Annotated in this window: 29 protein-coding genes and 1 pseudogene; 7 read left to right on the top strand and 23 right to left on the bottom strand. The window is 60.9% G+C overall.

Annotation, left to right across the window (positions count from 1 at the left end):
- The first annotated feature begins 558 nt into the window (after positions 1 to 558).
- The 3 genes from IEX64_RS19900 (at position 559) to IEX64_RS19890 (ending at position 4,183) form a co-directional block, all read left to right on the top strand.
- On the top strand, positions 559 to 1,599 hold the full coding sequence (locus IEX64_RS19900; protein WP_188822553.1) for a nucleoid-associated protein: 1,041 nt from the start codon (positions 559 to 561) through the stop codon (positions 1,597 to 1,599).
- Positions 1,559 to 3,007 carry a hypothetical protein gene (locus IEX64_RS19895; RefSeq protein WP_188822551.1) on the top strand — a complete coding sequence of 483 codons (1,449 nt, stop codon included), beginning with the start codon at positions 1,559 to 1,561 and terminating at the stop codon, positions 3,005 to 3,007. The genes IEX64_RS19900 and IEX64_RS19895 overlap by 41 nt, the downstream gene beginning before the upstream one ends.
- A gap of 222 nt (positions 3,008 to 3,229) precedes the next feature.
- Positions 3,230 to 4,183 (top strand): hypothetical protein, encoded by a 954-nt coding sequence (locus IEX64_RS19890; protein ID WP_188822549.1) that lies wholly within the window; start codon positions 3,230 to 3,232, stop codon positions 4,181 to 4,183.
- A 300-nt stretch (positions 4,184 to 4,483) separates the two neighbouring features.
- On the opposite strand, the gene IEX64_RS19885 is transcribed toward IEX64_RS19890, so the two are convergent.
- The 4 genes from IEX64_RS19885 to groES all read right to left on the bottom strand — a co-directional run bounded on the left by IEX64_RS19885 (position 4,484) and on the right by groES (position 7,545).
- The gene (locus IEX64_RS19885; protein ID WP_174523909.1) at positions 4,484 to 4,960 is read right to left on the bottom strand and encodes an Hsp20 family protein; all 477 of its coding nucleotides are present in this window, start codon (positions 4,958 to 4,960) and stop codon (positions 4,484 to 4,486) included.
- A 248-nt stretch (positions 4,961 to 5,208) separates the two neighbouring features.
- On the bottom strand, positions 5,209 to 5,418 hold the full coding sequence (locus IEX64_RS19880) for a YdcH family protein (RefSeq protein WP_229710594.1): 210 nt from the start codon (positions 5,416 to 5,418) through the stop codon (positions 5,209 to 5,211).
- A 139-nt stretch (positions 5,419 to 5,557) separates the two neighbouring features.
- Positions 5,558 to 7,177, bottom strand: coding sequence for a chaperonin GroEL (groL, locus tag IEX64_RS19875; protein ID WP_188822547.1), 1,620 nt, complete (start codon positions 7,175 to 7,177; stop codon positions 5,558 to 5,560).
- Between the two features lie 53 nt (positions 7,178 to 7,230).
- The gene (gene groES / locus IEX64_RS19870; RefSeq protein WP_188822545.1) at positions 7,231 to 7,545 is read right to left on the bottom strand and encodes a co-chaperone GroES; all 315 of its coding nucleotides are present in this window, start codon (positions 7,543 to 7,545) and stop codon (positions 7,231 to 7,233) included.
- A 263-nt stretch (positions 7,546 to 7,808) separates the two neighbouring features.
- Between groES and IEX64_RS19865 the strand changes: the two genes are divergently transcribed.
- The 3 genes from IEX64_RS19865 (at position 7,809) to IEX64_RS19855 (ending at position 9,670) form a co-directional block, all read left to right on the top strand.
- Positions 7,809 to 8,042: a hypothetical protein gene (locus tag IEX64_RS19865; RefSeq protein WP_188822542.1), complete on the top strand. Its 234-nt coding sequence runs from the start codon at positions 7,809 to 7,811 to the stop codon at positions 8,040 to 8,042.
- Positions 8,039 to 8,308, top strand: coding sequence for an usg protein (locus IEX64_RS19860; protein ID WP_188822540.1), 270 nt, complete (start codon positions 8,039 to 8,041; stop codon positions 8,306 to 8,308). The genes IEX64_RS19865 and IEX64_RS19860 overlap by 4 nt, the downstream gene beginning before the upstream one ends.
- Positions 8,309 to 8,566: 258 nt before the next feature.
- Positions 8,567 to 9,670, top strand: coding sequence for a Fic family protein (locus IEX64_RS19855; protein ID WP_188822538.1), 1,104 nt, complete (start codon positions 8,567 to 8,569; stop codon positions 9,668 to 9,670).
- A gap of 358 nt (positions 9,671 to 10,028) precedes the next feature.
- On the opposite strand, the gene IEX64_RS19850 is transcribed toward IEX64_RS19855, so the two are convergent.
- The 5 genes from IEX64_RS19850 to IEX64_RS19830 all read right to left on the bottom strand — a co-directional run bounded on the left by IEX64_RS19850 (position 10,029) and on the right by IEX64_RS19830 (position 13,845).
- On the bottom strand, positions 10,029 to 10,364 hold the full coding sequence (locus tag IEX64_RS19850; protein ID WP_188822536.1) for a hypothetical protein: 336 nt from the start codon (positions 10,362 to 10,364) through the stop codon (positions 10,029 to 10,031).
- Between the two features lie 224 nt (positions 10,365 to 10,588).
- A complete protein-coding gene (locus tag IEX64_RS19845; protein WP_188822534.1) occupies positions 10,589 to 11,569 on the bottom strand; it encodes a DUF2493 domain-containing protein in 981 nt (326 codons plus the stop codon).
- Between the two features lie 431 nt (positions 11,570 to 12,000).
- Positions 12,001 to 12,222: a DUF6117 family protein gene (locus IEX64_RS19840; RefSeq protein WP_188822532.1), complete on the bottom strand. Its 222-nt coding sequence runs from the start codon at positions 12,220 to 12,222 to the stop codon at positions 12,001 to 12,003.
- Positions 12,223 to 12,290: 68 nt separating this feature from the next.
- A complete protein-coding gene (locus IEX64_RS19835) occupies positions 12,291 to 13,289 on the bottom strand; it encodes a DUF2493 domain-containing protein (protein WP_188822530.1) in 999 nt (332 codons plus the stop codon).
- 94 nt (positions 13,290 to 13,383) lie between these two features.
- Positions 13,384 to 13,845, bottom strand: a complete 462-nt coding sequence (locus IEX64_RS19830; protein WP_188822528.1) for a DUF736 domain-containing protein — start codon at positions 13,843 to 13,845, stop codon at positions 13,384 to 13,386.
- A 194-nt stretch (positions 13,846 to 14,039) separates the two neighbouring features.
- Here IEX64_RS19830 and IEX64_RS19825 point away from each other — a divergent pair, with 194 nt between their 5' ends.
- Positions 14,040 to 14,231, top strand: a complete 192-nt coding sequence (locus IEX64_RS19825; RefSeq protein ID WP_188822526.1) for a hypothetical protein — start codon at positions 14,040 to 14,042, stop codon at positions 14,229 to 14,231.
- A gap of 81 nt (positions 14,232 to 14,312) precedes the next feature.
- Here the strand turns inward: IEX64_RS19825 and IEX64_RS19820 are convergent, their stop codons facing one another.
- The 14 genes and pseudogenes from IEX64_RS19820 to IEX64_RS19755 form a co-directional block, all read right to left on the bottom strand.
- Positions 14,313 to 14,525 carry a DUF5818 domain-containing protein gene (locus IEX64_RS19820; RefSeq protein WP_188822524.1) on the bottom strand — a complete coding sequence of 71 codons (213 nt, stop codon included), beginning with the start codon at positions 14,523 to 14,525 and terminating at the stop codon, positions 14,313 to 14,315.
- Positions 14,526 to 14,798: 273 nt separating this feature from the next.
- On the bottom strand, positions 14,799 to 14,960 hold the full coding sequence (locus IEX64_RS19815; protein WP_188822522.1) for a hypothetical protein: 162 nt from the start codon (positions 14,958 to 14,960) through the stop codon (positions 14,799 to 14,801).
- A gap of 56 nt (positions 14,961 to 15,016) precedes the next feature.
- Entirely contained in the window at positions 15,017 to 15,406 is a 390-nt protein-coding gene (locus tag IEX64_RS19810) for a type II toxin-antitoxin system VapC family toxin (protein ID WP_188822520.1), read from the bottom strand.
- A complete protein-coding gene (locus IEX64_RS19805) occupies positions 15,403 to 15,648 on the bottom strand; it encodes an AbrB/MazE/SpoVT family DNA-binding domain-containing protein (protein ID WP_039286629.1) in 246 nt (81 codons plus the stop codon). Before IEX64_RS19805 ends, IEX64_RS19810 begins: the two co-directional genes overlap by 4 nt.
- A gap of 144 nt (positions 15,649 to 15,792) precedes the next feature.
- The gene (locus IEX64_RS19800) at positions 15,793 to 15,999 is read right to left on the bottom strand and encodes a hypothetical protein (protein ID WP_188822518.1); all 207 of its coding nucleotides are present in this window, start codon (positions 15,997 to 15,999) and stop codon (positions 15,793 to 15,795) included.
- A 58-nt stretch (positions 16,000 to 16,057) separates the two neighbouring features.
- Complete coding sequence (locus IEX64_RS19795; RefSeq protein ID WP_188822516.1) at positions 16,058 to 16,447, bottom strand: hypothetical protein; 390 nt, start codon at positions 16,445 to 16,447, stop codon at positions 16,058 to 16,060.
- A 112-nt stretch (positions 16,448 to 16,559) separates the two neighbouring features.
- Complete coding sequence (locus IEX64_RS19790; protein ID WP_188822515.1) at positions 16,560 to 18,239, bottom strand: ATP-binding protein; 1,680 nt, start codon at positions 18,237 to 18,239, stop codon at positions 16,560 to 16,562.
- Positions 18,240 to 18,338: 99 nt separating this feature from the next.
- Positions 18,339 to 19,265 (bottom strand): hypothetical protein, encoded by a 927-nt coding sequence (locus tag IEX64_RS19785; RefSeq protein ID WP_188822513.1) that lies wholly within the window; start codon positions 19,263 to 19,265, stop codon positions 18,339 to 18,341.
- Positions 19,266 to 19,270: 5 nt separating this feature from the next.
- Entirely contained in the window at positions 19,271 to 19,558 is a 288-nt protein-coding gene (locus IEX64_RS19780; protein WP_188822512.1) for a DUF5983 family protein, read from the bottom strand.
- Between the two features lie 72 nt (positions 19,559 to 19,630).
- Positions 19,631 to 20,836: a DUF932 domain-containing protein gene (locus IEX64_RS19775; RefSeq protein WP_188822510.1), complete on the bottom strand. Its 1,206-nt coding sequence runs from the start codon at positions 20,834 to 20,836 to the stop codon at positions 19,631 to 19,633.
- A gap of 86 nt (positions 20,837 to 20,922) precedes the next feature.
- Positions 20,923 to 21,654 carry a hotdog family protein gene (locus IEX64_RS19770; RefSeq protein ID WP_188822508.1) on the bottom strand — a complete coding sequence of 244 codons (732 nt, stop codon included), beginning with the start codon at positions 21,652 to 21,654 and terminating at the stop codon, positions 20,923 to 20,925.
- A gap of 91 nt (positions 21,655 to 21,745) precedes the next feature.
- The gene (locus tag IEX64_RS19765) at positions 21,746 to 22,318 is read right to left on the bottom strand and encodes a hypothetical protein (protein WP_229710593.1); all 573 of its coding nucleotides are present in this window, start codon (positions 22,316 to 22,318) and stop codon (positions 21,746 to 21,748) included.
- Positions 22,311 to 22,796, bottom strand: coding sequence for a hypothetical protein (locus IEX64_RS19760; RefSeq protein WP_188822506.1), 486 nt, complete (start codon positions 22,794 to 22,796; stop codon positions 22,311 to 22,313). The genes IEX64_RS19765 and IEX64_RS19760 overlap by 8 nt, the downstream gene beginning before the upstream one ends.
- 131 nt (positions 22,797 to 22,927) lie before the next feature.
- Positions 22,928 to 23,525 (bottom strand): annotated as a pseudogene (locus IEX64_RS19755) (methylase); the annotation flags it as partial.

Genomic DNA, 23,525 nt, shown 5'->3' with positions numbered 1-23,525 from the left:
TCGGTGCTGTTGCCGGCATTCCGTCGTTCGAAGTGCCAAGCCGAAACTGGCGTAAATCTGCCGAGGTCGCCCCTTTGTGAACGCTTAGCTCCAGAAATTCACTCCTTACGTTCAGACGGTCCGCTTTCCCGTCCTGCTATGGTGTACGCACCGTCGAATCTGCCCACACCAATGTCTGTCCAACCCATTCAAGGATCCGAATCCACCCAAATTTCGAGTAAGTCCACGGGCTCAGGATATATATATGGTTCTCGGGGGCAAACTCGGCTGTGAAGCGTGGGTGTATACAAGATTTTAAGAATTAAAATCGTGAAATAACCATGTGGAGGTCGCCGCCGATCGACATGAGTGAACGTCTTGCGATAATTGGATCGGGTTTCGTTATGCGCTACTTCGAATGCACGTTACTCGGGACCCCGGTCCGTGACTTGATTTCTTATTGATTATCCACCTATGCGGTCCGATCAGCGGGGGGCGCAAGGCCGATATCGGGAGAGTCGGTTGATTGAATTTTCCATCCTTGCTGAAATGTTCTATATATGTTCCAATGGGGAAAAGATGGCGTTTCTTACCGAAGAAGAACTGGGCTCGCTCAAGATTGAGCAGAGCGTGTTCCATATCGTGGGGCCGAAAGAAGTGCATTTCCAGCTCCTTGAGGCATTCGATGCGACCCCGCACGCCGCGTTCTTCCTGGATCGGATCAGGTCGGTCAACAACGGCAACCACTACACTTTCCTTGCCGATGCTGCGGCACGAACCCAGCTTGGGCGAATTGACAAGGATGCCGCGCAATTTCAGGCTGAAAGCGAAAACCTCGCTGAAGCGTTCAATGAGGGCCATGGCGGCAGCACCGTCATTGGCGCATTCCTGATCTTCTCGCTGAACTGCGATACCGGGCGCGTCTTTGCGTTGCTCAAGTTCGAGGACGAAAAAGTCCTGCGCTACGACATCGAGGATGGGACTTCCGGCAAGCCGAAGCCCACGCTCGCCGAGATTGGGCGCACGTTCGTCCAGAACCGCCACGCCCTGCAGAAGGCGGCCCTGGTCCGGCTCGACGGCGAAGGTTCGGTCTGCCTAGTCGATCGGCAGAATCCTCAGCGGCCCGCGGTCTATTTCGAGCAGTTCCTCGGGGTGAAGCGCGTTCGAAACGACGACGATCTCACGCGCATTCTCGTCGATGTCACCAAGGCCGTTGCCTATAACCACAGCGACAAACTTCCTGCCGATGTGATGACGAGCCTCACCAAACGGCTCTACGACGCAACGCAGTCGGGTGGCTCTGTCGATGGGGAGAAAATCGAGGACTGGTTCACCAGCATCGTCGGCCCGCTTCCCAAAGAAAGCGAGATCCTCACGGATTTCAGGAAGCAGCTTGAACGCGCGCGCATTTCAGGCGAATCTTTCGTGCTCGGCAAGGACGCCATCCCCGTACCGCGCAATCGGAAGGTGGAGACAGGACTCGGCGTTCGGGTCACCTTCCCGGCGGAATTGCAATCTTCTGTCGTCAACATCGACGAGAAAAAGGGACTGATCACCATCCAGGACGAGATCAAGTTCAATGACATCGAACTCGACGCGTCTCGCCGCGCTCGCCGCTGATTTCGCCCAGCGGGGCGGCAAGGTCGATGAACGGATCGACCAGGTTGTCCTGCGCGGAGAATTCTCGTCGGAAGGCGAGCAGGCCGAATGGATCGCGCTGTCCGGCCAGGACGTCTCGCCACTTGGTTCGGTCAGCATCCGGGACCGATGGTCGAACGAGATGTCGGCCAGCGATCCCTTCGTTGCGCGCGGCGAAGTAACGATCATCATCGTCAAGCCGAATATCCTTGGAACCGCGCCATTCCTTTTCGAAGGCAGCGCGGCCCTTCATCTCGAAACGGAGCGAGGATACGGCTTCGTGCGCGTGGCCAGCCTCGATGCGCGCGCCGGGTTTCAGACCCGGGGCCTTGAGGTCGGTACATGGGACTTTGGCAAGGACCTGACCTCGCCCCCGGAACCCGTGGCGATTAACCCTAGGAAATTCGTCCGCGACTACGTGCCTGAGCGCGAAATTGTCGATGACCTCTCACCGTGGCTGATAACGCTGGAGCCTGCGGTTGAATCTGATCTCTTCGCAGGTTGGCGCAAGCAGGCGGGGCGGCGCCTGTTGGGGGCGCTGGTGAACGGCGCGTCACTCTCCGCCGAACATGTCATGTTTCATGTTTCGGGGCCACCCGTCGTGGATTTCAACGCCAACAGAAGCGATTTATCCACGGCGTGGCGGGAACTGACCAACTGTGCCGAGTGGGTCTATATTGAGGGCCACGATCGCGAAGTTCGCCATGTGCTGTTCGTGGCCGAACTGGCGCGCTCGGCGCAGGCGTCTGTCAAATTCGAGGACACTGCGCGACGGGCGCTCGAGGGCGCCAAGGCAAGCTACCAGGCACATATCAATTCCTCGAGCCGGGAAACACTCAAGGCGCTCGGGGACCTTCGCAAGACCATCATCGACGAGACGCAGAAAGTTTCTCAGCGCGCGCAGGACATGACCGGCAACCTGTGGCGCGATATCGCAGTTTCGGCTTCACCCTTCGTCCTCAAAGTGCTTGTCGACGCAGGCAAGGCTGCGAGTGCGATGGTGTCAGGCGGCTTCTATTTCGCGGCTGCGTTCTTCATCGTTATGTCCTACATGTTCCAGCGGTCCATCAACGGCAGCTTCCTCGCCAACCAACAGGATGCCCGCGAGGCCTGGCTGCGCACGCTCTACAGCCACATATCGGAATCTGAGCGCGAGGCGATCGCCGGCACGCCGGTCCGCGACGCGGTCAAGTCCTATGAGAAGATCCGGGATCTCGTCGGCGGGGTCTATGGCATCCTTGCGCTGATACTGTGTGCTTTCGGCATCTCGACTCTAGGCGCTGGCCGGTCTGCCGCTCCGGAGCCCGCCCCGACTTCTGCCTCAAGCGGTGCGACCGCTGAGCCGGTTGCTGAAGTGTCTGCCCCTGATTCTGACGGCGAAGGACAGTAGGGGCCGCGTGTCGGCTCAATTGTCCGAGCGCTCGGCCAAATAAGTCCATAGCCGGAATTTCCCTTTAAGGCGTCAGTGACACCGTTATCGTCCCGGTCGCCCTGGAAGTCGGCCGATCACTCGAAGGCGTGGTTTATGCTTTAGTTCACAATGACATGCCATTGATCGTCACATGTTCTAACATTATGTATTTCGGCTAAACGCTCACAGTCGGAATTCATCATGCTTCCTTCGTCTTTGGCCACGTCACTGAAGAACGCTGCCGATGTTGCTATATCGAAGGTGCTGACCCAAGGCGGTACACGTACTCGTGCGCCCAACGGCGAAGTGTCTGCGGTGCGCACAATGACCCTGGACGGTTTCGACGAGATTGCAGCCAGTTGGTCGCCAATTCTGAAGTCTGCAGGCTATCGCATCGATCTGCGCGCAGTCTTTTGCCATTCGCGTCCGCATGTCACTTTTACGCCCGTGCCGCATCCCAAGTACCTAGGTGGCAAGGTGCCACGCCGGTGTGAACTCGCCGACCTGCTGATCGTGATCGATCACATAGATCCGTTTCATAATATCGATGACCGCCGGGCAGTTCTTGTTCAGGCAAAGATGCTCAAAAGTGGGGTCGTTAAACCATCGGGCGCGGAATGGGTTCAGCACGAGTTGCTGGCTTGGCTACCCGCTTTCACTTTCGTCGATTCAGGCTATGACCCACGGAACCGGGACTTCAATGGCACTCCACTGGTAGGGTCGCCTGTCCTGAGCGCCGAATACGGAGGAATTGATCTTAAGACCTCGCCTCCCGTGTGGCGACACGAACTGACGCAGACTACGACGCCTTGGTTCAATTCACCCATTCCGCTTGCGGACTTTCTAGCCGACATGACAACAGGCGGCTCCTATTGCGGTCGGGATGCGGTCCGTGGAGGCTCTGACGATTGGTCTTTCACTGTGGATGAGCTTCTTCGGGTTACCGCCTCGCGTCCGATCACCAAAAAGAAAAGTAGTGTGCTCCGGGGCAACGATAATGTCGTCGGCTTTCTCGAGGACACATCGCCTTTGTCCGGTTCCGGCGGCGGTGGCTGGGACGATTATGTCGAAGGGGATGTGGCTGAATGGCCCGAAGGCCCCATCAGTACCATCCATGCGTCGTTCCGCTCTATCGAGGACCGATCCGAAGAGTAGGTCTTTCATGATCTCGCTGCCGACCAGACCCGGTCGTTCCCATCAACCATCATGAAGGACCGTTCACGCCAAAACCTGCCGTTGGTGTGGCTCTCAGCACCCGGACAGAAGCCGCGAACATCTCGGCCATACACTCGCTCAAATGAAGCCGCCGGAAGCTGCCGCTTATTCATTGCTGAGCCAAAGACGATAGCCATCTCGACATTCCTCCTATTTACGGACTGGTTTGGGCAAAGCTTCGTCAAGCGGGGCAGGTGCGATTGCACCCACCCCGCCGAGGATTTGCCCGATGATTGGGGCTTAGGCCGCCTTGTCTTCAGTCAGCTGCGGTGTGTCGTCGTTGACATGCTCGCGGCTTCCGATGGCGATCTTGCGCGGCTTGAGCGATTCAGGGACGATCCGCTGGAGCGAGATCGTCAACATGCCGTGCTCATAATCCGCATCGCGCACTTCGACATAGTCGGCCAGCTGGAACCGCCGCTCGAACGCGCGGGCAGCGATACCGCGGTGAACGAATTCAACACCGTCTTCGTCCTTCTCGGTCTTCTGACCGGAGATGACGAGCTGGTTCTGCTGTGCAGTGATGTCGATTTCGTCCGGACGGAAGCCGGCAACCGCCAGAGTGATCCGGTAGCTGTCCTCGCCGGTGCGAACGATGTCGAAGGGTGGGTAGCCATCCTGCGTCTCGGCGCGGAAGCTGTTCTCGAGCGCATCGAAGAGCCGATCGAAACCGACCGTCGAGCGGCGATAGGGGGTCAAATCAAATGCAGTTCTCATTTCCAAATCCTCCTTGTTGAGCAATCTGGGCGTGAGAGGCGCCGGGAACCAAGAGCCGACGCCCTCTGTCCAACCGGACCCGTTATGGCATCCGGCATTGATAAAATTATGAAACGCGCAATTGGTTTCAAGACCTATTAAAAATTTTTATGGGTTTGTTTTCAGTGCCTTGCAAGAGAAGACCAGGCGCACCGATGGAGGTGCGCCTGGCCTTCTTCCAGGAGACAATTTGATAGGATCAAGTCCGTTTACGCGGTCAGCCGATCGCTGCTCGCGTGACTGGAAGCCCAGTTTTGCATCTGGTCCTTGACCGCCAGTTTGAGCTTCTTCAGCCGGGCAATCAGAACTTCGTCAGGCCGGGGTCGTTTGCTTTCCAGCCGGATTTCATCCTCCAGCCGTGCATGTTCGCGTGAAAGATACTCCAGATACCTGTCGGCCAGAGACTCCTCCTCTCTCATTCGACCGATTGATCCGTTAAGCCCCGTTCAGAACCTGCCCGGTGTCAGGCCGCGTGAGCAGGTGCCGAACTGGCATTGCTAACTGCCTGGTGTTCGCGGATTGGAGAGCGCGGTGCGATACCCCGCTCTCCTCTCGCGATTAAAAGTCCATCGCCGGCATCGGTGCTGGCGTGTCTTCCTTCGGCAGCTCAGCCACCAGAGCCTCGGTGGTGATCAGCAGCGAGGCAACCGAAGCCGCATCCTGCAACGCCGTGCGTACGACCTTTGCCGGATCGATGACGCCTGACTTCACAAGGTCTTCGTATTCGCCGGTCGCGGCGTTGAAGCCGTGGTTGTAATCGTCGCCTTCGAGCAGCTTGCCGACGATATAGGCACCGTCCTCGCCTGCGTTCTCGGCGATCTGGCGAGCCGGTGCTCGCAGCGCGCGGCGCACGATGTCGATACCCGACTGCTGGTCGTCATTGGCGGCCTTGAGCCCTTCGAGCGACTTGAGCGCACGCAGCAGGGCGATACCACCACCCGGCAGGATGCCTTCCTCGACAGCGGCACGGGTCGCGTGCAGCGCATCGTCGACGCGGTCCTTGCGCTCCTTGACCTCGACCTCGGTGGCACCACCGACACGGATGACGGCGACGCCGCCAGCCAGCTTGGCTACGCGTTCCTGCAGCTTTTCGCGGTCGTAGTCGCTGGTCGTGGTCTCGATCTGGGCACGGATCTGGCTGACCCGGGCGTCGATGTCGGCCTTGTTGCCGGCACCATCGACGATGGTAGTGTTGTCCTTGTCGATGATGACCTTCTTGGCCTGGCCGAGCATGCCGATCGTGACGTTCTCGAGCTTCGTACCAAGTTCCTCGCTGACCACATTGCCGGCGGTAAGGATGGCAATATCCTCCAGCATGGCTTTGCGGCGATCGCCGAAGCCGGGTGCCTTGACCGCCGCGACCTTCAGGCCACCGCGCAACTTGTTGACCACAAGGGTAGCAAGGGCTTCGCCTTCGACGTCCTCCGCGATGATCAGCAACGGCTTGCCCGACTGCACGACCTGTTCGAGCAGCGGGATCAGCGCCTGCAGGTTCGACAGCTTCTTCTCGTGAATGAGGATGTACGGATCCTCGAGTTCCACCTTCAGCTTTTCGGCATTGGTCACGAAATAGGGCGAGAGGTAGCCGCGGTCGAACTGCATGCCCTCGACCGTTTCGAGCTCTGTCTCGAGGCTCTTGGCTTCCTCGACCGTGATCACGCCTTCATTGCCGACCTTCTCCATCGCTTCGGCAAGGATGCGGCCGACGGTTTCGTCGCCATTGGCGGAAATGGTTGCGACCTGCGCGATCTCGCTGTTGGCCGACACCTTCTTAGCATGGCTTTCGAGGTCCTTGACCACGGTGCCGACGGCGAGATCGATACCGCGCTTCAGGTCCATCGGGTTCATGCCGGCAGCAACCGCCTTGGCACCTTCGCGCACGATGGCTTGGGCCAGAACGGTGGCGGTGGTCGTGCCGTCACCCGCCTTGTCGTTCTGCTTGCTGGCGACTTCGCGCAGCATCTGCGCGCCCATGTTTTCAAACTTGTCCTTGAGTTCGATTTCCTTGGCAACGGTGACGCCATCCTTGGTGATGCGGGGAGCGCCGAAGCTCTTCTCGATCACCACGTTGCGCCCCTTGGGGCCGAGAGTTACCTTGACCGCATTTGCAAGCGTATCCACGCCGCGCAGCATGCGATCACGCGCGTCAGACGCAAACTTTACTTCCTTCGCAGCCATTTTGGCCTGCTCCTTTCTCTTCTTTCGATTGAACTGAAGATTGGGTTGATTGCTTACGCCGCCTTCTTGAGTTCGGCGGTTGTTTCGATGATGCCGAGAATGTCGCTCTCCTTCATGATGAGCAGGTCCTCGCCATCAATCCGCACTTCGGTGCCGGACCACTTGCCGAACAGGACGCGGTCGCCTGCCTTGACGGCGGGTTCCACCAGCTTCCCGGAATCGTCACGCGCACCAGGGCCCACGGCGACGACTTCGCCTTCCATCGGCTTTTCCTTGGCGGTGTCGGGGATGATAATGCCGCCGGCCGTCTTTTCTTCGGCCTCGATGCGGCGAACCAGCACGCGATCGTGCAAAGGTCGGAAATGCATGCATAACCTCCATTACAAAGCGAAATGACTTACAGCGCCTCCCCCGGATGATCGGCAGGAGGCAGTGCGCGATCTAGTTTTGCTGAAAACGGCTTCAAGAGGTCCAAACCAAATTTTTTGGCACTCGTGGACTGCGACTGCCAATTCGCTTTTTCCGTATGCCTTATCAGCGTCTTGACGGTCTAAAATGGACTCACAAAATATGCTGAGCGGAGCAATCCGCAGTGAGTGATCAGCGGCAAGGCGGAAAGGAGGATGTTCCTATGTCGCAACCATTCGCACGCTACCTGCATCCATTTGAGGTAGCGCATCATCCCGCGCTTGAGCCTGAAGTTAAGCGAGCAATCCTGGCTTCTTGGGCGTCCGATCGGCATGCCGTCGAAAATCGGCCGGCGATGCGCCAGCCCCCCGAACTCAAAGGTCCGGTTTCCGTTGACGACGTATTCGCCGCATTGCGCTCGCTCGACGGCCCGGACAGCCAGCCCACGTTGCAATGACCGATCGCGCGTTTCTGGTTCAGCTGGACGGATATGGACTGACGACGGCAGAAATCTGCTATTTCATGCCGGATCACCCCTCGCTCCTGCAGATTTATGCCTGGCAGGAATACGATGCAGCACCGGATTTTCCGGTGCTGTTCGATTTCCTCGCGCATTGGCGGCGCGAGATCGAGGGGGAGATAAGGTCAGTCCGAATCGCCCATGAGAAAGTGATCCGGCCAGCGAGCTGGCGTTTGGCGGACGGCGTGATCTCGTGGGAGTAGCAGAGCCGGGTGATTGAGCTTGCAGACCCGTATTCATGCTAGTCGCAGTCATACCGCCCTGCGTGGCCCGAGGTCAAATGTCGGCTTCTGGCAGGAGCCGACCTTCATCCTACGGCATAGGAAAGGCAGAAAAGTCCCAATCCAAGGCGTAGCGCCCGCCAGACATTGGGGGTACACAAGCCGGTGTGATGCATAAATACTAGATTTATACATCATATTTCGTTATATGGTGAGTTATAAATTGGACTTTTATAACTCATGAAGTGGAATTGGCAGCAGCCAGACTGGCCGAAATTTCGCTGGGAAAGCGTGCCCCTGGCGGCGCTTGAAGGCCAATTTCTGCAACAATCTGGAATCCTCATCGGATCAGTCAAACACCTGACCGAGGATTACCGCTCGGCTATCACCGTAGACATCATGACCGGCGAGGCGCTCAGGACCTCGGAGATCGAAGGCGAACTGCTCAATCGAGACAGCGTGCAAAGTTCGCTACGCCGCGAATTCGGTCTTGAAACCAGCGATCGCAGAATTCCTCCTGCCGAACGTGGCATCGCGGAAATGATGATCGCACTCTACCGCGAATTTGCCGATCCGCTAACGAACGAAACGCTCTTCGCGTGGCACGAAATGGTCGTCAGCGGGCGCCGCGATATCGACGCTGTTGGCCGCTTTCGTGATCACGAGGATGCAATGCAGGTCGTCTCCGGGCTGGTTCACAAGCCCACAGTTCACTTCGAGGCGCCCCCCTCAAAAGACGTGCCGGAAGAGATGAAAGGCTTCCTGGACTGGTTCACCAGTTCAAGCCCAGGGGGACCGAACGCCTTGCCTGCCCTGACGCGCGCCGGGATCGCCCATCTTTACTTCGTTTCGATCCATCCCTTTGAGGATGGCAATGGGCGCATAGCACGCGCACTTGCGGAAAAGGCTCTCTCTCAAGCCATCGGCCAGCCCAGCCTGATTGCCCTGTCGCAGGTCATCCAGCGCAGTCGCTCAGCGTACTATGACGCACTGGAGGCAGCCAACAAGCGAAACGAGATCACCGACTGGCTAACCTACTTTGCACAGACGGTACTGGACGCACAGGAACACAGCCTGGCGCTGATCGACTTCCTCCTCGCGAAGGTCAAATTCTACGACCGTTTCCGAGACCAGATGAATGAGCGGCAGGCCCGGGTCATCGCACGCATGTTCAGGGAAGGGATCGATGGCTTTACGGGCGGCCTTAGCGCGGCCAACTACATCACGATCACAGGCACCTCGCGTGCGACCGCCACTCGCGACTTGCATGAACTCGTCGGGATGGGGGCGCTGACACAAACGGGCATGCTCAAATCGACACGCTACCAATTGGCGATCGCGTAGTGCCTGACATCCGTATTTTAGATACACCCGGTCAAATCAGTCGTTCAAAATTGCTCGGCCGCCCAGGAACAGGAAGAGCAAATTCCGCTTGCCAAATTGTTCCCCAGGACGCAAAATGTGTCCCAACAGCTTTTGGAAATTCCTCATAAGCTGTTGAAACTAAGCCACTTTATGGGCAGCACTGGTGCGTACGGTGCATTACAAAACGGCCACGGCCGTGAGTGCTTTCTTGCGCAGCGATTTCTCGCTGCGTCGCCACGTCCCGGAAGGGGCGCGGCTCCCCCGAAGGGGGCCTTGTCCTTTCGCCGGTGGGACACCGGCAGGCCGATCATGGTGCCGCATAGTCGAACCTTCGAATTCATGACGACCTTCCGATCCAGGGATTGCAGGCCGCCTTCGGGCGACCGATAAAGGGGCCGGCGGGCAGACCATCGAAGGACCGATGGACATGCCCAAGAAGACCGACCGTGAACGCCTCGCCGACCTTGAAGCGCGCCAACGCATGATGGACGAAGAGGTGGAAAAGACCCGCCGCGCCTTGCGCGGCAAATACGCCGAGATCGTCGCTGACCTCCCGGTAGAAGACCTCACCGAACGGGAATCTTGTGACCTGCTTACCGCCGCGATCCGGTGTGGCGGCGCGGCTGCCGTGACTGCCCTTCGGGCGCTCCCGGAGGTGAGCGCTTCCTCCCAACCAGGTACTCCCACGAATAGCAAGTCATCCCGAAGGGATGCCCCAGCGACGAGCATGGCGTAGCCACGCGCAGGAGGCCGGAGCCACACTCGTGGCTCCGCATCGGCCCCGCGACGGGCTCGAAGCCGAGAGGCTTCGGGTCCCTGAGTGGGGGCGATTTTCACGCTGGAAAAAGAAATGGGACCGGCCGAGCCGAAGCCCGACCGGCCGCCATTTGTTGCCGCCTACGCTGCGTCCCGGTTGGTGCGCTGGTCCTTCAGCGCGAAGAAGCGCGCCGGGATGCGCTTCGCCCTCACCTCACGGGCAAGATGCGACTGCAGCCCTGAGCCCTCGCAGACGATCGCTTCGACCGGACGCAGCGCCAGGAGCTGCTCGTTGCGGGCAAACCCCGCCCGCTTGCCCAGGCGCCGGTCGAGCGTGAAGGCGATGAGCATGGTCCCGCTGCGCGCCGCCCAGGCCGCCGCGATAGCATCACACCCCTTGTCCTGCGCAGTAGTTGCCAGCACCATGTTCGGCACCCTCGCCTTCACCGAATCGAGAGCATCGGTGAGGAGTTCATGATCCTCCCAGACCTGCCCTCCCGAGAAGACCACCACCGGACCTTGCGGAGCGTGCGCCTCGGCCTTGCGCATCCGCCGCGCGGCGAGAAAGTCCTGCGCCGCAATGACCGAAGCGGTGCGCTTGGAAGAGACCAGCGAGCCCCGCACCGACGACCAGGGCCGACCGCTTTCCGCAAGATAGGTTGCCGCTGCATGATCGCGCATGCAGGCCACTGCATCGCGCGCTTCGTCGAGGGACTGGCAGAGCACCTGCGCTTCCTCCAGCTCACCCATCAGTACCTCGCTGCCGTCGGCATCGCGGGCAAGATCGCGCACCTTCATCGCTGCCCGGTCGGCTTCGCCATCGAGCTGCTCGGCCACCTTGTGGAAGGAGTTGACGATCCCCCAGGCAAGACGCGGCGCAAGGCTTTCTATGCGGGTATCGCGCAGCACGTCGAAGAGCGTGGCAACCAGCATCTCGGTGGCGAGCTGCGCCTGCATGGCGTCTGGCATGTCGCAGGTCAGTTCGTCTTCGGCTATACCCATGCGGCTCGCATCGAGGCCCGTTTCGAAAGCGGTGGTGAAGCCGTCGGCCGGTGTCAGGGTTTCCGCGGCGATGAGATCGGCGATTTCGGAAAAGTCGCGAATGGTGCGCTTGGTGTTCATCGTAGCCTCCTTGAAACTAGGAAAAGAGGCTTCCCCTCCGGCACGGGCTGCGAGCGCCGGGGTCAAGGACCGGGCGCAGCCCGGCCGCGAAGCGGGCGACGGAGGAACCGATTTGCGAAGCAAATTGGAGGGGCCGTCGATCCTTGAGGCCGGGGCTGACTCCGTGCCATACTTGGACTTGTTGGAAGAGAGAATAATACACGGGCGCCTGCCCCATACGCCCGAGCCCTGGCATGGGCTCGATGCCCATGACGGGGCTTTTGACAGCCAATGGTTGCATGTTTGACGGAGGGATCAGCGGAAGGGGTGTAATCCCAAACAGCACAAAAATGGGCTGGCGCGCGCGGAGTGCGGCCAGCCCGAATTGTCCGGTCAGTCGCGCGGACGAACTATGTCCACGGCGGCGTTATCACGCGGTCGGAGGTGCGCCATCACCCCGGATCAGGCGGAATGTAGGCGTCAAAAGGGTTCCCTTCCTGGAGATGACCGAAGGGCGTTATAACGAAATCGTCCCCGTCGCGACCCACGGCCGTGACGACGTAGCGAGGAACGCCGGTCAGGGCATCTCTGCACTCCATGAGCGCGAGATTGCCATCGGCCGCGGCACGAAGCAGCGTCTCGAAATTGCGGCGATAAGGTTCAGGGATTGCCATGCGGACCTCCTGTCATGGGAATATGATGGGGCGGGCCACTGGCCCTTCCCCGGATGGTCACGCTGGCCTCACGCCCGCATGCGTGGGACAACGGTATCCGCAATCTGGTCCGCCTTGCGGAAGGCATGGATCGGAACATTGGCCTCGCGCAGGACCTGATAGAGGTTCGCCTGGAGGCCCGATCCTTCGCACAGCAGCGCCTCGACCGGCTTCAGTTCCGCCAGCTTGCGGTTGCGGGTGAAGGCCGTCTTCCGACCCGAACCGTAGAGCCCGTAGGCGACGAGCGGCACGCTGTTCTCCGGCCGCGCGGCCCAGGCTGCCGCGATGGCATCGGCGCCCTTGCGCTGTCCGGTCGTGACCAATGTCATGTGCGGCACACGCGCCTTGATCTCATCGAGCCGCGCCCACAGCGTCTCCCAGTCGTGCCATTGAGCGGGGCCAGAGAACACCACGACAGGTCCCCTGGGACTGTGCTTTTCGCGCGCGGCCAGTTCGCGAGCGCGCAGGAAATCGAGCGCCGCGATCTGGCTCGCGGACGAAGCCGAAGAGGCCTTGCTGCCGCGAGCCGGGGACCAGGGCCAGCCCGACTGCACGCGATACATCTCGGCGGCATAGTCGCGCATACATTCGATCGCGGCGCGCTGCTCGGCCAGCGACTGGCACAGCAGCTGCTTTTCTTCGAGCTCGTTGTTGTAGACCTCGCTCATGTCGGGATGACGGGCCAGATCGCCCAGTTCGAGGGCAATGGCGTCCTCACGCCTTTCCAGCTTTCCAGCAACGAAGTGGAAGCTGTTCACGAAACCCCAGGCGATTTCTGCGCCAAGCGGTTCGAGCCGGGTGCCGGTGAACAGGTCGAAGATCGCGGCGATCACGCCGCCGCATTCGGCCTGGGCTGCAAAGGGTTCGGGCATGTCGTGTTCGCCCGGCTCCTCGCCCGGCTGGATGATAGAGACGGCAAGCGGATCGCCGAACGCCGCCTGGAATTCCGGGGTGGCGGTCATCTCGGCATAGAGGGTCTTGAGGTCGGCGAAGCGATCGACGTTGCGTGTGTGCAGGGTGCTGGTCATGGTAGGGTGCCTTTCACGTCTCGGGATCTGGACAAGAAAAGGCCGGAGGCGCTGATTGCGCCCCCGGCCTTCGCAAGGTGCTGTTCGTGCAGGATCAGAACAGCGGTTCGTCGCCTTCGTCGGCGCCCGCGCCCATCAGCGCGCCATCGGCGCCTGCGGTGCTGCCGCCGAAGCCTTCCTGTCCACGCTCGTCGTAGGAGCGCTGCATCCCGCTGAAGCCACCGGCGAACTCGGACCGCATGGTCTCGCGCCGCCAGGCGATGGTGTAGCCACCGTCTTCGGTCGGGAAGAGCGCGACGGGCAGCGGTTCGGGAAGGCCCGGATCATCGACCGATCCGGCAAGGAAGGCTTCCCCGGTCTTCTTCGAGAAAGCCTCCCAAAGCGCACCGATCTGGACCCAGCGCCGGGCGACATTGAGCGCCAGGATCTCGTAAGCGGGCGCACGGTCGCTCATGCTCTCGACCTTGCGCAGACCGATACGCGGCAGGTCGATGGTGCGGGTGGCGATGGAACCGGTGAGGCGGCCATTGACGCTGCGAACTTCTCCAATGTTCATGATCTTCACTCCTTGATGATGTCGCTCTCGAACCATTTCTTCGCGACTCCCTCTTCGGACCTCCTCTCCTCTATATCCCGCCCGCGCAGCCTCACCTTTGCGTGGCCGGGCGCAACGCCCTCGCCTCCCGCGGTACGCCGTCCGCCAACCTGGACGAACTGGCCCGCTCCTCATTTCAGAGGTATTCTTGGACGATGGACTCGGAAACGCTTCGCACCGTCGCGAACCTTGCCCGCAAGCGTGCAGCGCGCGAGTGTTCAGGCACGCATGGCGATGGCATGATGCGGCTGGGCGCGGCGCGCGCCCTCACCCAGCTTGCTGTGGATCTCGAAGTTTCCGCGGCTGAACTTGACCGCACTTCCGGTTCGCGGCGAAGGCGGATCTGATCAGTGCCCTGGGGATGAAATGGCGATCCGTTCACGAAGGATTGCGCACATCTGCTTGCAGTCGCTCGGTGCGCGTTGAGGTCAGGCTGAAGCTGAAGCGATCCAGGTCAACGTGAGCCGGTCTGGTCCGGCCATCTGGCCTTCGGTGACAACCTGTTGGTCATGGAATGGGGAAAGATCGTCCTCGGAAACGAGGAAGATCAATTCCCCATCGCCCGTTTCGAGAACGGCGCTGCGGCCGTTGAGGCGCAGCAGGCCAGTAAGGCGGCGATACGTGGGTTGGTGTGACGCCATCAAACCATGGCCTTCGAGCGCGGCCCACCGTGCGCGCCGAAGCGAGCGCGGAACGTCCAGCAATTGATTCGCGGCAAGACCATGCGCCCCCTGTCCGGCGATCCTCCGCAATGATCAAGGCTTAACATATGGCCGATGCTATCCTGGTGTTTGCGCGTCGCGGTGCAGAAGGAAGCGGCTAACCGGACGAAAATATCTCACCGAGATCGCGAGCGATGACGGCAACGGTCTGGATACGGCCTGCTTCCGCCTCAGGCAAAAAGTGCAGATCCATCACCTGTTCGTAGCGTCGGCGGCGATGCCGGCGATCCGTTTGCGCGCGTTCGCGAATACCTGATCGCCGGAAATGCCGGGGCCGCTGGTAGCACCATGCTCGATCTCGACGCGAAGCGCATCGAGCCGCCCCTGACGCGTTGCTTCCTGTTCCTTGGCCAAACCAAGGCTATCGCTGGCGGTTCGACAATAGGGTCGGCGGCCCGTTCCATCGGTCTTCACCGAATGGCGACCACTTCAACACCGACCTTTTCGGCAACTGCGCTCCACTGTCGGTCCGATGTCCAGGCCGGCACATTCTCGATCGAGGCCAGGGCGAGACAAAAGCGGTCGCCCAGGGACAGCCCGGCGTCAGCAGTCAAGGCACGCAAGTGCCCCGCAAGCCTTGCGGTATCGGCATCAGCTGGAACAAGGGAGATTGGCAAGGGATGCAGCATGTCATCTACTTCGTGTGGGGGCATGCCATTATGAATGAAGTGGCTGACGACTTCCGCGTAGTTGACCACGCTCATGCGCGCATCGCCAAGCGCTTCGGCCACTTTGTCACCGCCCGGCTCCTCCCGGAGCATGGCCAGGAGTGCAGACGCATCGAGAATGAATGCGCTCATGCCCCGCTGTCTTCACGCCGGTTCGCGAGAAATGCATCGACCGAGGCATCAGGCCGGTCAGCGGTATATTTCCGGGCGAGCGCGCGGGCGTGCGCGACTGACTGGGCGACAGTGCGCAGGATCACGCCGTCAGGGGTTTCCTCGACGATCAGCGACCCGCCCCCTGCAAGGCCAAGCCGCTTGCGGATATCGGCTGGCAAACTCAGCCTGCCGCTGGGTGTTATCGAAATCTGGATTGTCATAGCGCAGGCCTATATGGCTGATGATCAATACTGTGACATGAATATGAATACATGCCACAGCTTGCACCTCTTGTCATGCACCGAAGTTTGCCACTCAGCACGACAACGATTGACGGCAGCATGTGAGGCAAGTGGCCAGTCCCTTCATGCGACAAGCGCGAGAATGCTTTCGTCGTTGCCAGGCGCCAGACAGCTTGTGCGGATCGGCTGAAACGGATTGCCGGTCCTGACGATGAACTGGCGGAGACCCGTTTGCTGGCGCGCGCGGAGGGCAACATTATAAGCCCGATCAAAGCTCGTAAGTTCTGCTCGCCGCGGCGATAGCGTGCAGCCGATATCGGCATTGTGCATGGAGCTTCTCCAATCCTGGTTCGGGGCGATCATCAATGTCGCCCGAACGGGCTGATCGTCACCCGCTCGCGCCATTCTCCAGATCATGCAAATGCGCCATCACCGCACCGGCATGACCTGCAGCGACCAGTTCGGCGGCTGTCTTGTGATCGTAACCGGTAATCGGCTCGTTCCGATACCAGCAGATTGCCTTCGACACATCGCCGGTCATCGTCGCGGCCGCCGAAATTACCCGCGCCACCTCCTGCAGCCTGACCTGAAGGCGTTCGGAACCCGGGCTTTGCAGGGCATTACCATCGACACCTGCGAGGATGGCCAGACCCGCAAGCTCGACGCCAAGGACCTCGGATATACGCTTCGGCGAAATGAACGATGTGCCAGAGTCCCGCAAGCGCTCGATGAACGTTGCAAGGTCAGCGTTTGGTGTTTCCAACGGCTCTGCGGTCATCCGACAATCCTCCGATGCCTCGAGTCTGCACATTCCCGGCATGATGGAAAGCCGGGTGATGCGTGTCGATAGGCGCCCCTGCGTGTGACGGGTCGCACGTCATTCAGGCGCGTCACATTCCAGCATCATCGGCGAAGGACAGTTCCACGCTGGCTTCTCCAGTCAGAATGGTCACCTTCCGTCCGGCGGGAATGAGCCAGGCAACTTCCTCGGAGACGATGTCGCGTATCCGCTCGAGAATGGCGGCGTCCTCGCCAAGCAGCAGAGTATTGGCGACCTGCCGCGCCCGCATCCGGAATTCGCGCCACTGGGTTTCCCAGCTGTCGTGGTCAGCGTCGTCTCCGGCACAAAAGCAGGCATCCTCAAGGAGAATGGCCAGATCCTCCGGATCAATCGTGCAGCTCTGCGTGAGCAGGACCATGACCGTATCGAGGTCGGAAGACCAGCCATCATCGGGTAAGATCAGCACATCCGCGGGGATTACGTGCGAGGACGCCTTGTCCTCACCGTGATCTGGCAGCCTGACCGCAACATCAAGTCTGATCGATGTTACCCGCCCGGACTCAAGCCCCGTAATCGGGACTTGATCGTCCTCGAAGCGGAACATCCCGGCTTCGGTCGAGATCGCAAAGGACAACCGTGCGATGCGCGGCAGGCGGTCATACCAGCGATAGCCGGTGAACGCGGTGACTTCGCACACCAGCGTTCCGCCCAGGGGATCGCCGCGCTCCAGAACGCGCGCCGCGCATTGCTCTACAGCCGGTCCGCGTTCAGGGAACAGGATCATTGGCACTTCTCTCACGCATTCGAACTCGTGGTTCCGAATGCCCTCTGCCGTGTGCGGAAACCAGGCCGGCAGCCAGGGTTCCGCCTCGCCAAGATCAACGCCGAGGTCCCGGGCGCGCAGCCACTGTGCATGGGCAAGTCGATGGCCGGAGCGTTCAGCGATCGTCCGGTAGATCGCCCGTTCTGCCGCCTCGCGCAAATTTTCGAGCGCCGCGTTCTGAACCATTTCCTTCCGAGCAGGCAGGACAAGGTGCAGCACTGCTGATTCCAGGATGTCCACACGGACCTGCCAGCACCGGTCGACGCCTACTTCGGTAACGCTCGGCATCGGGCACAGGACGGTGAGGCCGTGAAAGTTGATGCGGGGATAGCTTGTGGGCCACGAACCGCGATCACGGTAGATGCCGATCCGGCAGCCTTGCCATTCCTCGATCCGGCACGCGCCGGCGAGAAAGTCCTCGCGATCGAGTCTGTCGCCGCGATACCGGACCGGCAGCGGATAATGGCGGGCAGCGTTCGACGCCGCGCTCGGAAGATCTCGTTGCCACGCCTCGGGCATGTCGATCCTGATTTCTGTTCCGGAACCGATATCGCAAGGTTCGATGGCAAGCGGCGCGCCGCTTTCCCAGGCTTCGGGCGGTATGACAACGCGCCACCCCGTACCTAGAGTCGGGGAATAGGAGCGGATTTCGACATATCGTCCGGCCAGGCTGAACACTCCCATTCCGGCCGGATCCTCGCTGCGCGCGATATCGCCGCTCCAGCCAGAGTCGCCAAGGGTCAGTATTTTTGCAGGATCGTCTATCCCGGAACCGTTGTCGCGCAGGACCAGAAGCTTGCGGTCTTCGGTCTCGACGACATCGATATCGACCTCGCTGGCACCGGCCCGGCGTGCATTCTGCAACAGTTCGGCCAGAACGTCGGCGACGCCGTTATTGAACAGGCGGCTGACCTTGCCGATCAGCGATTGGCCGACTGAAGCATGGATTGTGGAAGGAAGGGACATGGCACAGGCTCCGATGACGCGATGCGATCCATTCCGCACCGTTATACCTTTTCCATTTCCTTCTCCCTTTCATCGCAGGTTCGCGCGCACAGTCAGGGTTCAGGCCGTCGCATGGGCGATTCCTGCGTTGAAGCGCTCAATCCAGTCCCGCATCGGTTGACGGTCTTCCAAGGGGACGGTGGCGGCTGCCTTCTGGAATTCAACGAGATCGACCGGAGCCCCGGCAATGATCTCATCGACCTCATCAGGATCGAGCAGTCGCTGATCCCGAATGTAGGCCGTCATCGAACCTGGACGTAATGCAGTGGAAGTTCGCCACAGCCCTTCGACGCTGCGCAGTCGTGGCCCCGCTCGTGCCTCAACCAGCACGATCAGGCGCAAACACCAGCGGGGCAGTGAGCGCAGTTCATCGACTTTCTGGGCAGCACAGAGCCAGCAGGCCGACTTGATCGGGACGGGCAGGCCCTCCTGACGGATGCGGCTGGCGCAGCGGGCACGATCCCATCCCCATTCGCGAAGGGGATAGCGGTAATCGAATTGCGCGCTGATGTGCCCTTCGCGATGCGCGTAGCGGCGGCTATCGGCGGGAGAGGCATCGTAGCCGATCAGCTTGACGACCTTCCTGCCGCGGCGCCAGCAGTCCTGCGCCTGTTTCCAGTGGGAAACCCATCGATCCTGCGGCTGGATTTTCCATTTCTGGCTGCAGCTGTGGCGCCCGAAGCTGATCGAGGGCAGCGTGGCGTTGGTGAGGCAGTTTTCAAGCAGGGTAAAGTAGGGCGGCCAGTGCTTGAAGCGGCGAGGGGTATAGCGCACCACATGGTGCTTGATGCCTCGCTCATCCATCCATTGCTGGAACAGAGGCTGAAAGGCGTAAGTCTCTTCGCGTTCGGTGCCGGTATCTGCAGTGAGGACCACGGAAAGCGGCATGCCCCTCGCGACCCATTCGATGATCATCGCCGTGCTGTCGATCCCCATGCCCCAGGCCGCAACGACAGGCACACCATGCGGAACTTGCGCAGGGTTCATGCCGTTCACCACGGGAACACCGGCAGGGCATCGATGACGTCGGCATCGCAGTCAAACAGCAGGTAGCTGCACCCCAGATCCCGGGCGAACCGCATGGCCATCAGAAGCTCCAGGGGAACCTTCCGGCGGTACGGTTCGGGGATTTCGCGGCTGGCCACGAACCAGCCTTCATGGGTCGATGCGACGGCCAGTGGCCGAAGCGAGCGGTCGACCGCGGCCCAGGCATCGAGCCGCTCGGCTGTGCTCAGGCACACATGGGATGTGCTGAGAACGAGATAGCGCCCGAATTCCACAGACACCTCCAACGGTTTTGGGATGGAGACGTGCCGGCCGATGCAAAAATCGCGCGGCCGGCACGTGGCGGTTCAATTGACCTTTTCGAGGATCTTGCGCGCCTTGCCCTCGATCTCTAGCCGGGCGTCCTGGTTGGTCTTGCTCCGCGCGTGCGCCGTGATCCCCTGCACGAAATCGTAAAGGCTCTCGGGCGGACGGCCTTCCTCGGCGAGCACGCTGGCAATGATCTTGCCGGCCTCGACCTTGGAGAATCCGCGCTTCCTCAGGAAGTCCTCGCGGTCCTCGTCCTTGCGCGCAACGATGCGCTCGCGCGCCTGCTTGATGCCATCGACAAAGCTTCTTGGGGAGGAATCCGCGAAGTGCGCTAGGGCCGGCGCAGCCTCATGCGCGAAGCGATTGGCGGCAAATTTCGAGTGGCGGATGTTGATTTCCTCGAAGTTCTCGACGCCCCACAGGTTCCTGTTCATACATACCGCGCGCAGGTAGAATGTCGCGATCCCCAGCGTCTTGGAGCCGACTTCCGAGTTCCAGGCATAGAAGCCGCGAAAGAAGAGATCGGGCTCGCCATTGGGAAGCTTTCCGGCCTCGATCGGGTGGGTGTCATCGACGAGAAACAGGAAGACATCGCGATCGGAGGCATAGAGCGTCGTCGTTTCGCTGCTGACATCGACATGGGGGTTGTAGACCATCGAGCCCCAGTCGAGGACGCCCGGGACCTTCCAGCGCGTATCGCCAACACCATCGCCGGCAATGCGCATGACTGCGCTGACGAGTTCGTGGTCCCAGATGCGGCCATAGTCGGGGCCGGTGACGGCGCGCAATTCGGTACGGCCATCATTGGTCTGCAGAAGCTTCACCTGCTCACCGCGGTGCGAGAGCAGGCCATGCTGCATGTTGATACCGGCAAGCGCGGCGGGAAGCGTCCGCAGATAGGAAGCGGGCGCGCCCACCAGGCTCGCGAGCTGCCCGAAGGACCAGTTGGTCGGCGCGATCGGCGTGTCGTCACCCGGCGCGATCAGCGTGAGCATTTCCGGGTCCTCGCTGCGCGCTTCGACACGCACCGACCTGCTCTCGACGAGCCGTGTGGTCGCTTGGTCGGCCCGGCGGCGCACGCTGGCGTGAAGGTCGGTGAGTGAGAGATAGCGTTCGTCGTCGGGCCGCGAGAACCATTCGGACGAAACGCGCGAGATGTTCCGGCCGCGCGAGATGTCGACGCGGTATCCGCGGCTGACAGGCGCGTCGGAGGGTTGCTCGATGATGCGGGCGATGGTGGCCATGGTGGTGCTCCTCGAAGATGGTAAAGGTCAAAAGCCCGAAGCGTCGCCGCCCTCAGGCTCATCCCCTTCATACCCCTTCCCTTTCGTCACATGGCAGCTGACCCCGCCCCGTTGGGGCCGGCGATCAGCGGTTGCCATTCGTAAAGCAGGTGAGCATCCGGATCGTGTTCATTCCCGATCGCGATCCGCACCAGGCGTCCATCGCAGGCAAAATTGCTGGCGCGCGGGAAGTCGCAGTAACTGCGCCCTTCGAACACGAAATCGCGCGAGCGGACCTCGATCACCTTGCGCGCCGCGCCCAATGCGCGATGGTTGAAGGGCGCGTGCAGGAGAATGAGGGTGTCGCCGGGTTTGAGGCGCTTCCTGAAGCTCGCGAGCGAGACCAGATTGTCGACCGGATTGGCCTGCCCGCGCCGGGTCGCAAGCGCCGCCCAGTAGGCCTGCCCGATGGCCACTTCCGCATAGAACGAGCAGTTCCAGTAATCCTGGAGCGGGTTGGTGCGGCAAAAGCCGAAGCGTTCGATCTGATCGCGCACCGTCGTAATGAAGGTCTCCTGCGCGTCGCGCGTGGACAGATCGCCAGGGGCATCGAGAACTTCAGCCGTGATCTTGCGGCCGCCGGTAAATCGCTCGCTGCGAAGGGCGAAGCGGATTTCAGGAAAATGGCTCACAAGGTGCGCCTCGATCCGGCGGCACAATGTGCTCAGTTCCTCGGAGGGACGATAGAGATCGCCCTGGTAATGGAAATTGCCGCGTTCGTCGTAGGGTGTCTCGCTGTAGAGGCGCGCGGGCGCCTCCACCGGTGCGGTGGATGGCATGATCGTATCCTTTTCATTGAGGAAGAAGGGTCAGGGGCGGCTCAAAGCGACCCAGGGCCAGTAGTCGAGCCGCGTACCGCCATTGGCCACTTCAGCCTGCCAGTCGGCGAGAGGGTCCGGGATCCTCGCTCCAGCCATTGCGGCTTTCAGCGGCGGAGGCCGCATGGGATTTTCGCGACAGCATGTCACTCAGCACGGCGCCTGTGGTCTTGAAGACCATACCATCGGCAAAGATCGCGCAGGCCCCGCCTCCGAATTCACCCACCCGGTGACGAGAACAGCTGCAGGCCCATTCGAACCCGATAGGCGCCTGGCGCAAGGTATACTGGCAGCAGTGCCGGATCAGCTGCGCGAGTGCATCCGGCTGGAAGTCGGTTGTCGAGTACAGGAAGATGGTGGCTAGCTCTGGACGTTCAAGCGAGTTCCCGGCTTCCAATTCCACGCCGAAGTCCGGAAAATCCGGATCGGCAAAGATGGCAAGAAACCCGCTCCACGGATCCTTCGGTTTGACAGGCGGAAACGCAGCCAGAAACTCCGGCGACGGGTCCTTGGGCGTATCTTCGGCTATGAAAGCGTAGCTCGCCTCGAAGGCCTCCTCGATCAGCGCCAGTTCGGCATAGGTGCAACTGAAAGAGAAACTGCCCTGCACGTACGCATCAGCCATTGTCCGTCTCCCCATTCTCGCCGGTGTCGGCAGTGCCACCTGCGATGGTGATTGGCGGCGGCCGAAACTCCGCGCTTTCGAACCACACTTCGATCGCCTCCAAGGTTCCGAGCGCGCGGATCATGCTGCGAGCAAGGACGATTTCCTCGTTCTCGGTCATGTCGAACTGTGCGGGCGTGCCGGTGCCGGTAAAGACCTCGCGTTCGGGGCCGAACACACCGCTGCAGCTGCCGGAATTACGCACAAAGGCGATGCCATGGCCTTCGCAGAACTGCTCGGTCCACTCGAACATGCCGCCGGGCTGCGCATAGGCGAAGGCCGCGAGGGTCTCGCCGGGACGCAGCGATGCAGGATCGAGTGTTTCGCCTTCCCAATCAGCCCGCCCTCCGTCGCGATCAATCGCTTCGAAGAGGCCAGGAATACACGAATGAGGAATCACGCCGCCGATAAGGATCGACGCACTTGCCCGGTCAGCCATCTGGGTTCTCCATATTTGAGGTTCAGGCCATCTTTGAGATTCAGAACTGTGCGCCCGGCCAACCGGGCGCACCTACCCTCCCCCACTCCCTTCACGAGCCAGGGCGTGATGGTGCGGATGCCGAAACCGGGTCAGCCTCGCGATATCGCTGAAAGCACTTCTTCAGCCCGATCGTTGGGCACGAAAACGCGCGCTGCGAACGCCACGATTTCGACGAAACAGCCAAGAGACTTGAGCCAGTTGCGCCGCTCGGGCGGAAAGCTGCGGATCTCGAGGCGACGCTGCCCGTTGACGAGTGCGGTCACCAGGTGTGCGCCGCCCAGTGCGGGCAATGCCACGCTGCCGCCATCCCTTGCCGCGGCAATCATCGCGGAGGGGGTTAGGCAAACACCGGTGTCGGTATCGAAGGCCGCCCCCAGTGCGCCAAGTGCCCGGTCGGGCACAATGCGACCCAGCAGGCTCTGTCCATGCCCGTCGGATAATCGCCAAACGCGCACGTCATCCGCAGGAAGCTTGTGCCAGACGGGCAGCAGGAGCCCGGTCACGATGCTCACCGTCTCGGTATCGATACTGGCATGAACGTCAGCCACCTCCATGTCCCAGTTGGCACGGAAGTCGTCCTCGCCGATCGGCGTCCAGTGACTGTGCGCAAGCCCGCCTATAGCGGTGCGCTCACTCATCGCGGGCCGCACGAGCCTGCACATGGGAATGATCCGGCCGTCTTCGTCG

Origin of the sequence: Novosphingobium indicum (genome assembly GCF_014645195.1) — a bacterium.
In the GTDB taxonomy this organism is placed as follows: Bacteria; Pseudomonadota; Alphaproteobacteria; order Sphingomonadales; family Sphingomonadaceae; genus Novosphingobium; species Novosphingobium indicum.
The sequence above is the reverse complement of the archived record's forward strand: the minus strand, read 5'-3'. Positions and strand labels throughout refer to the sequence as shown.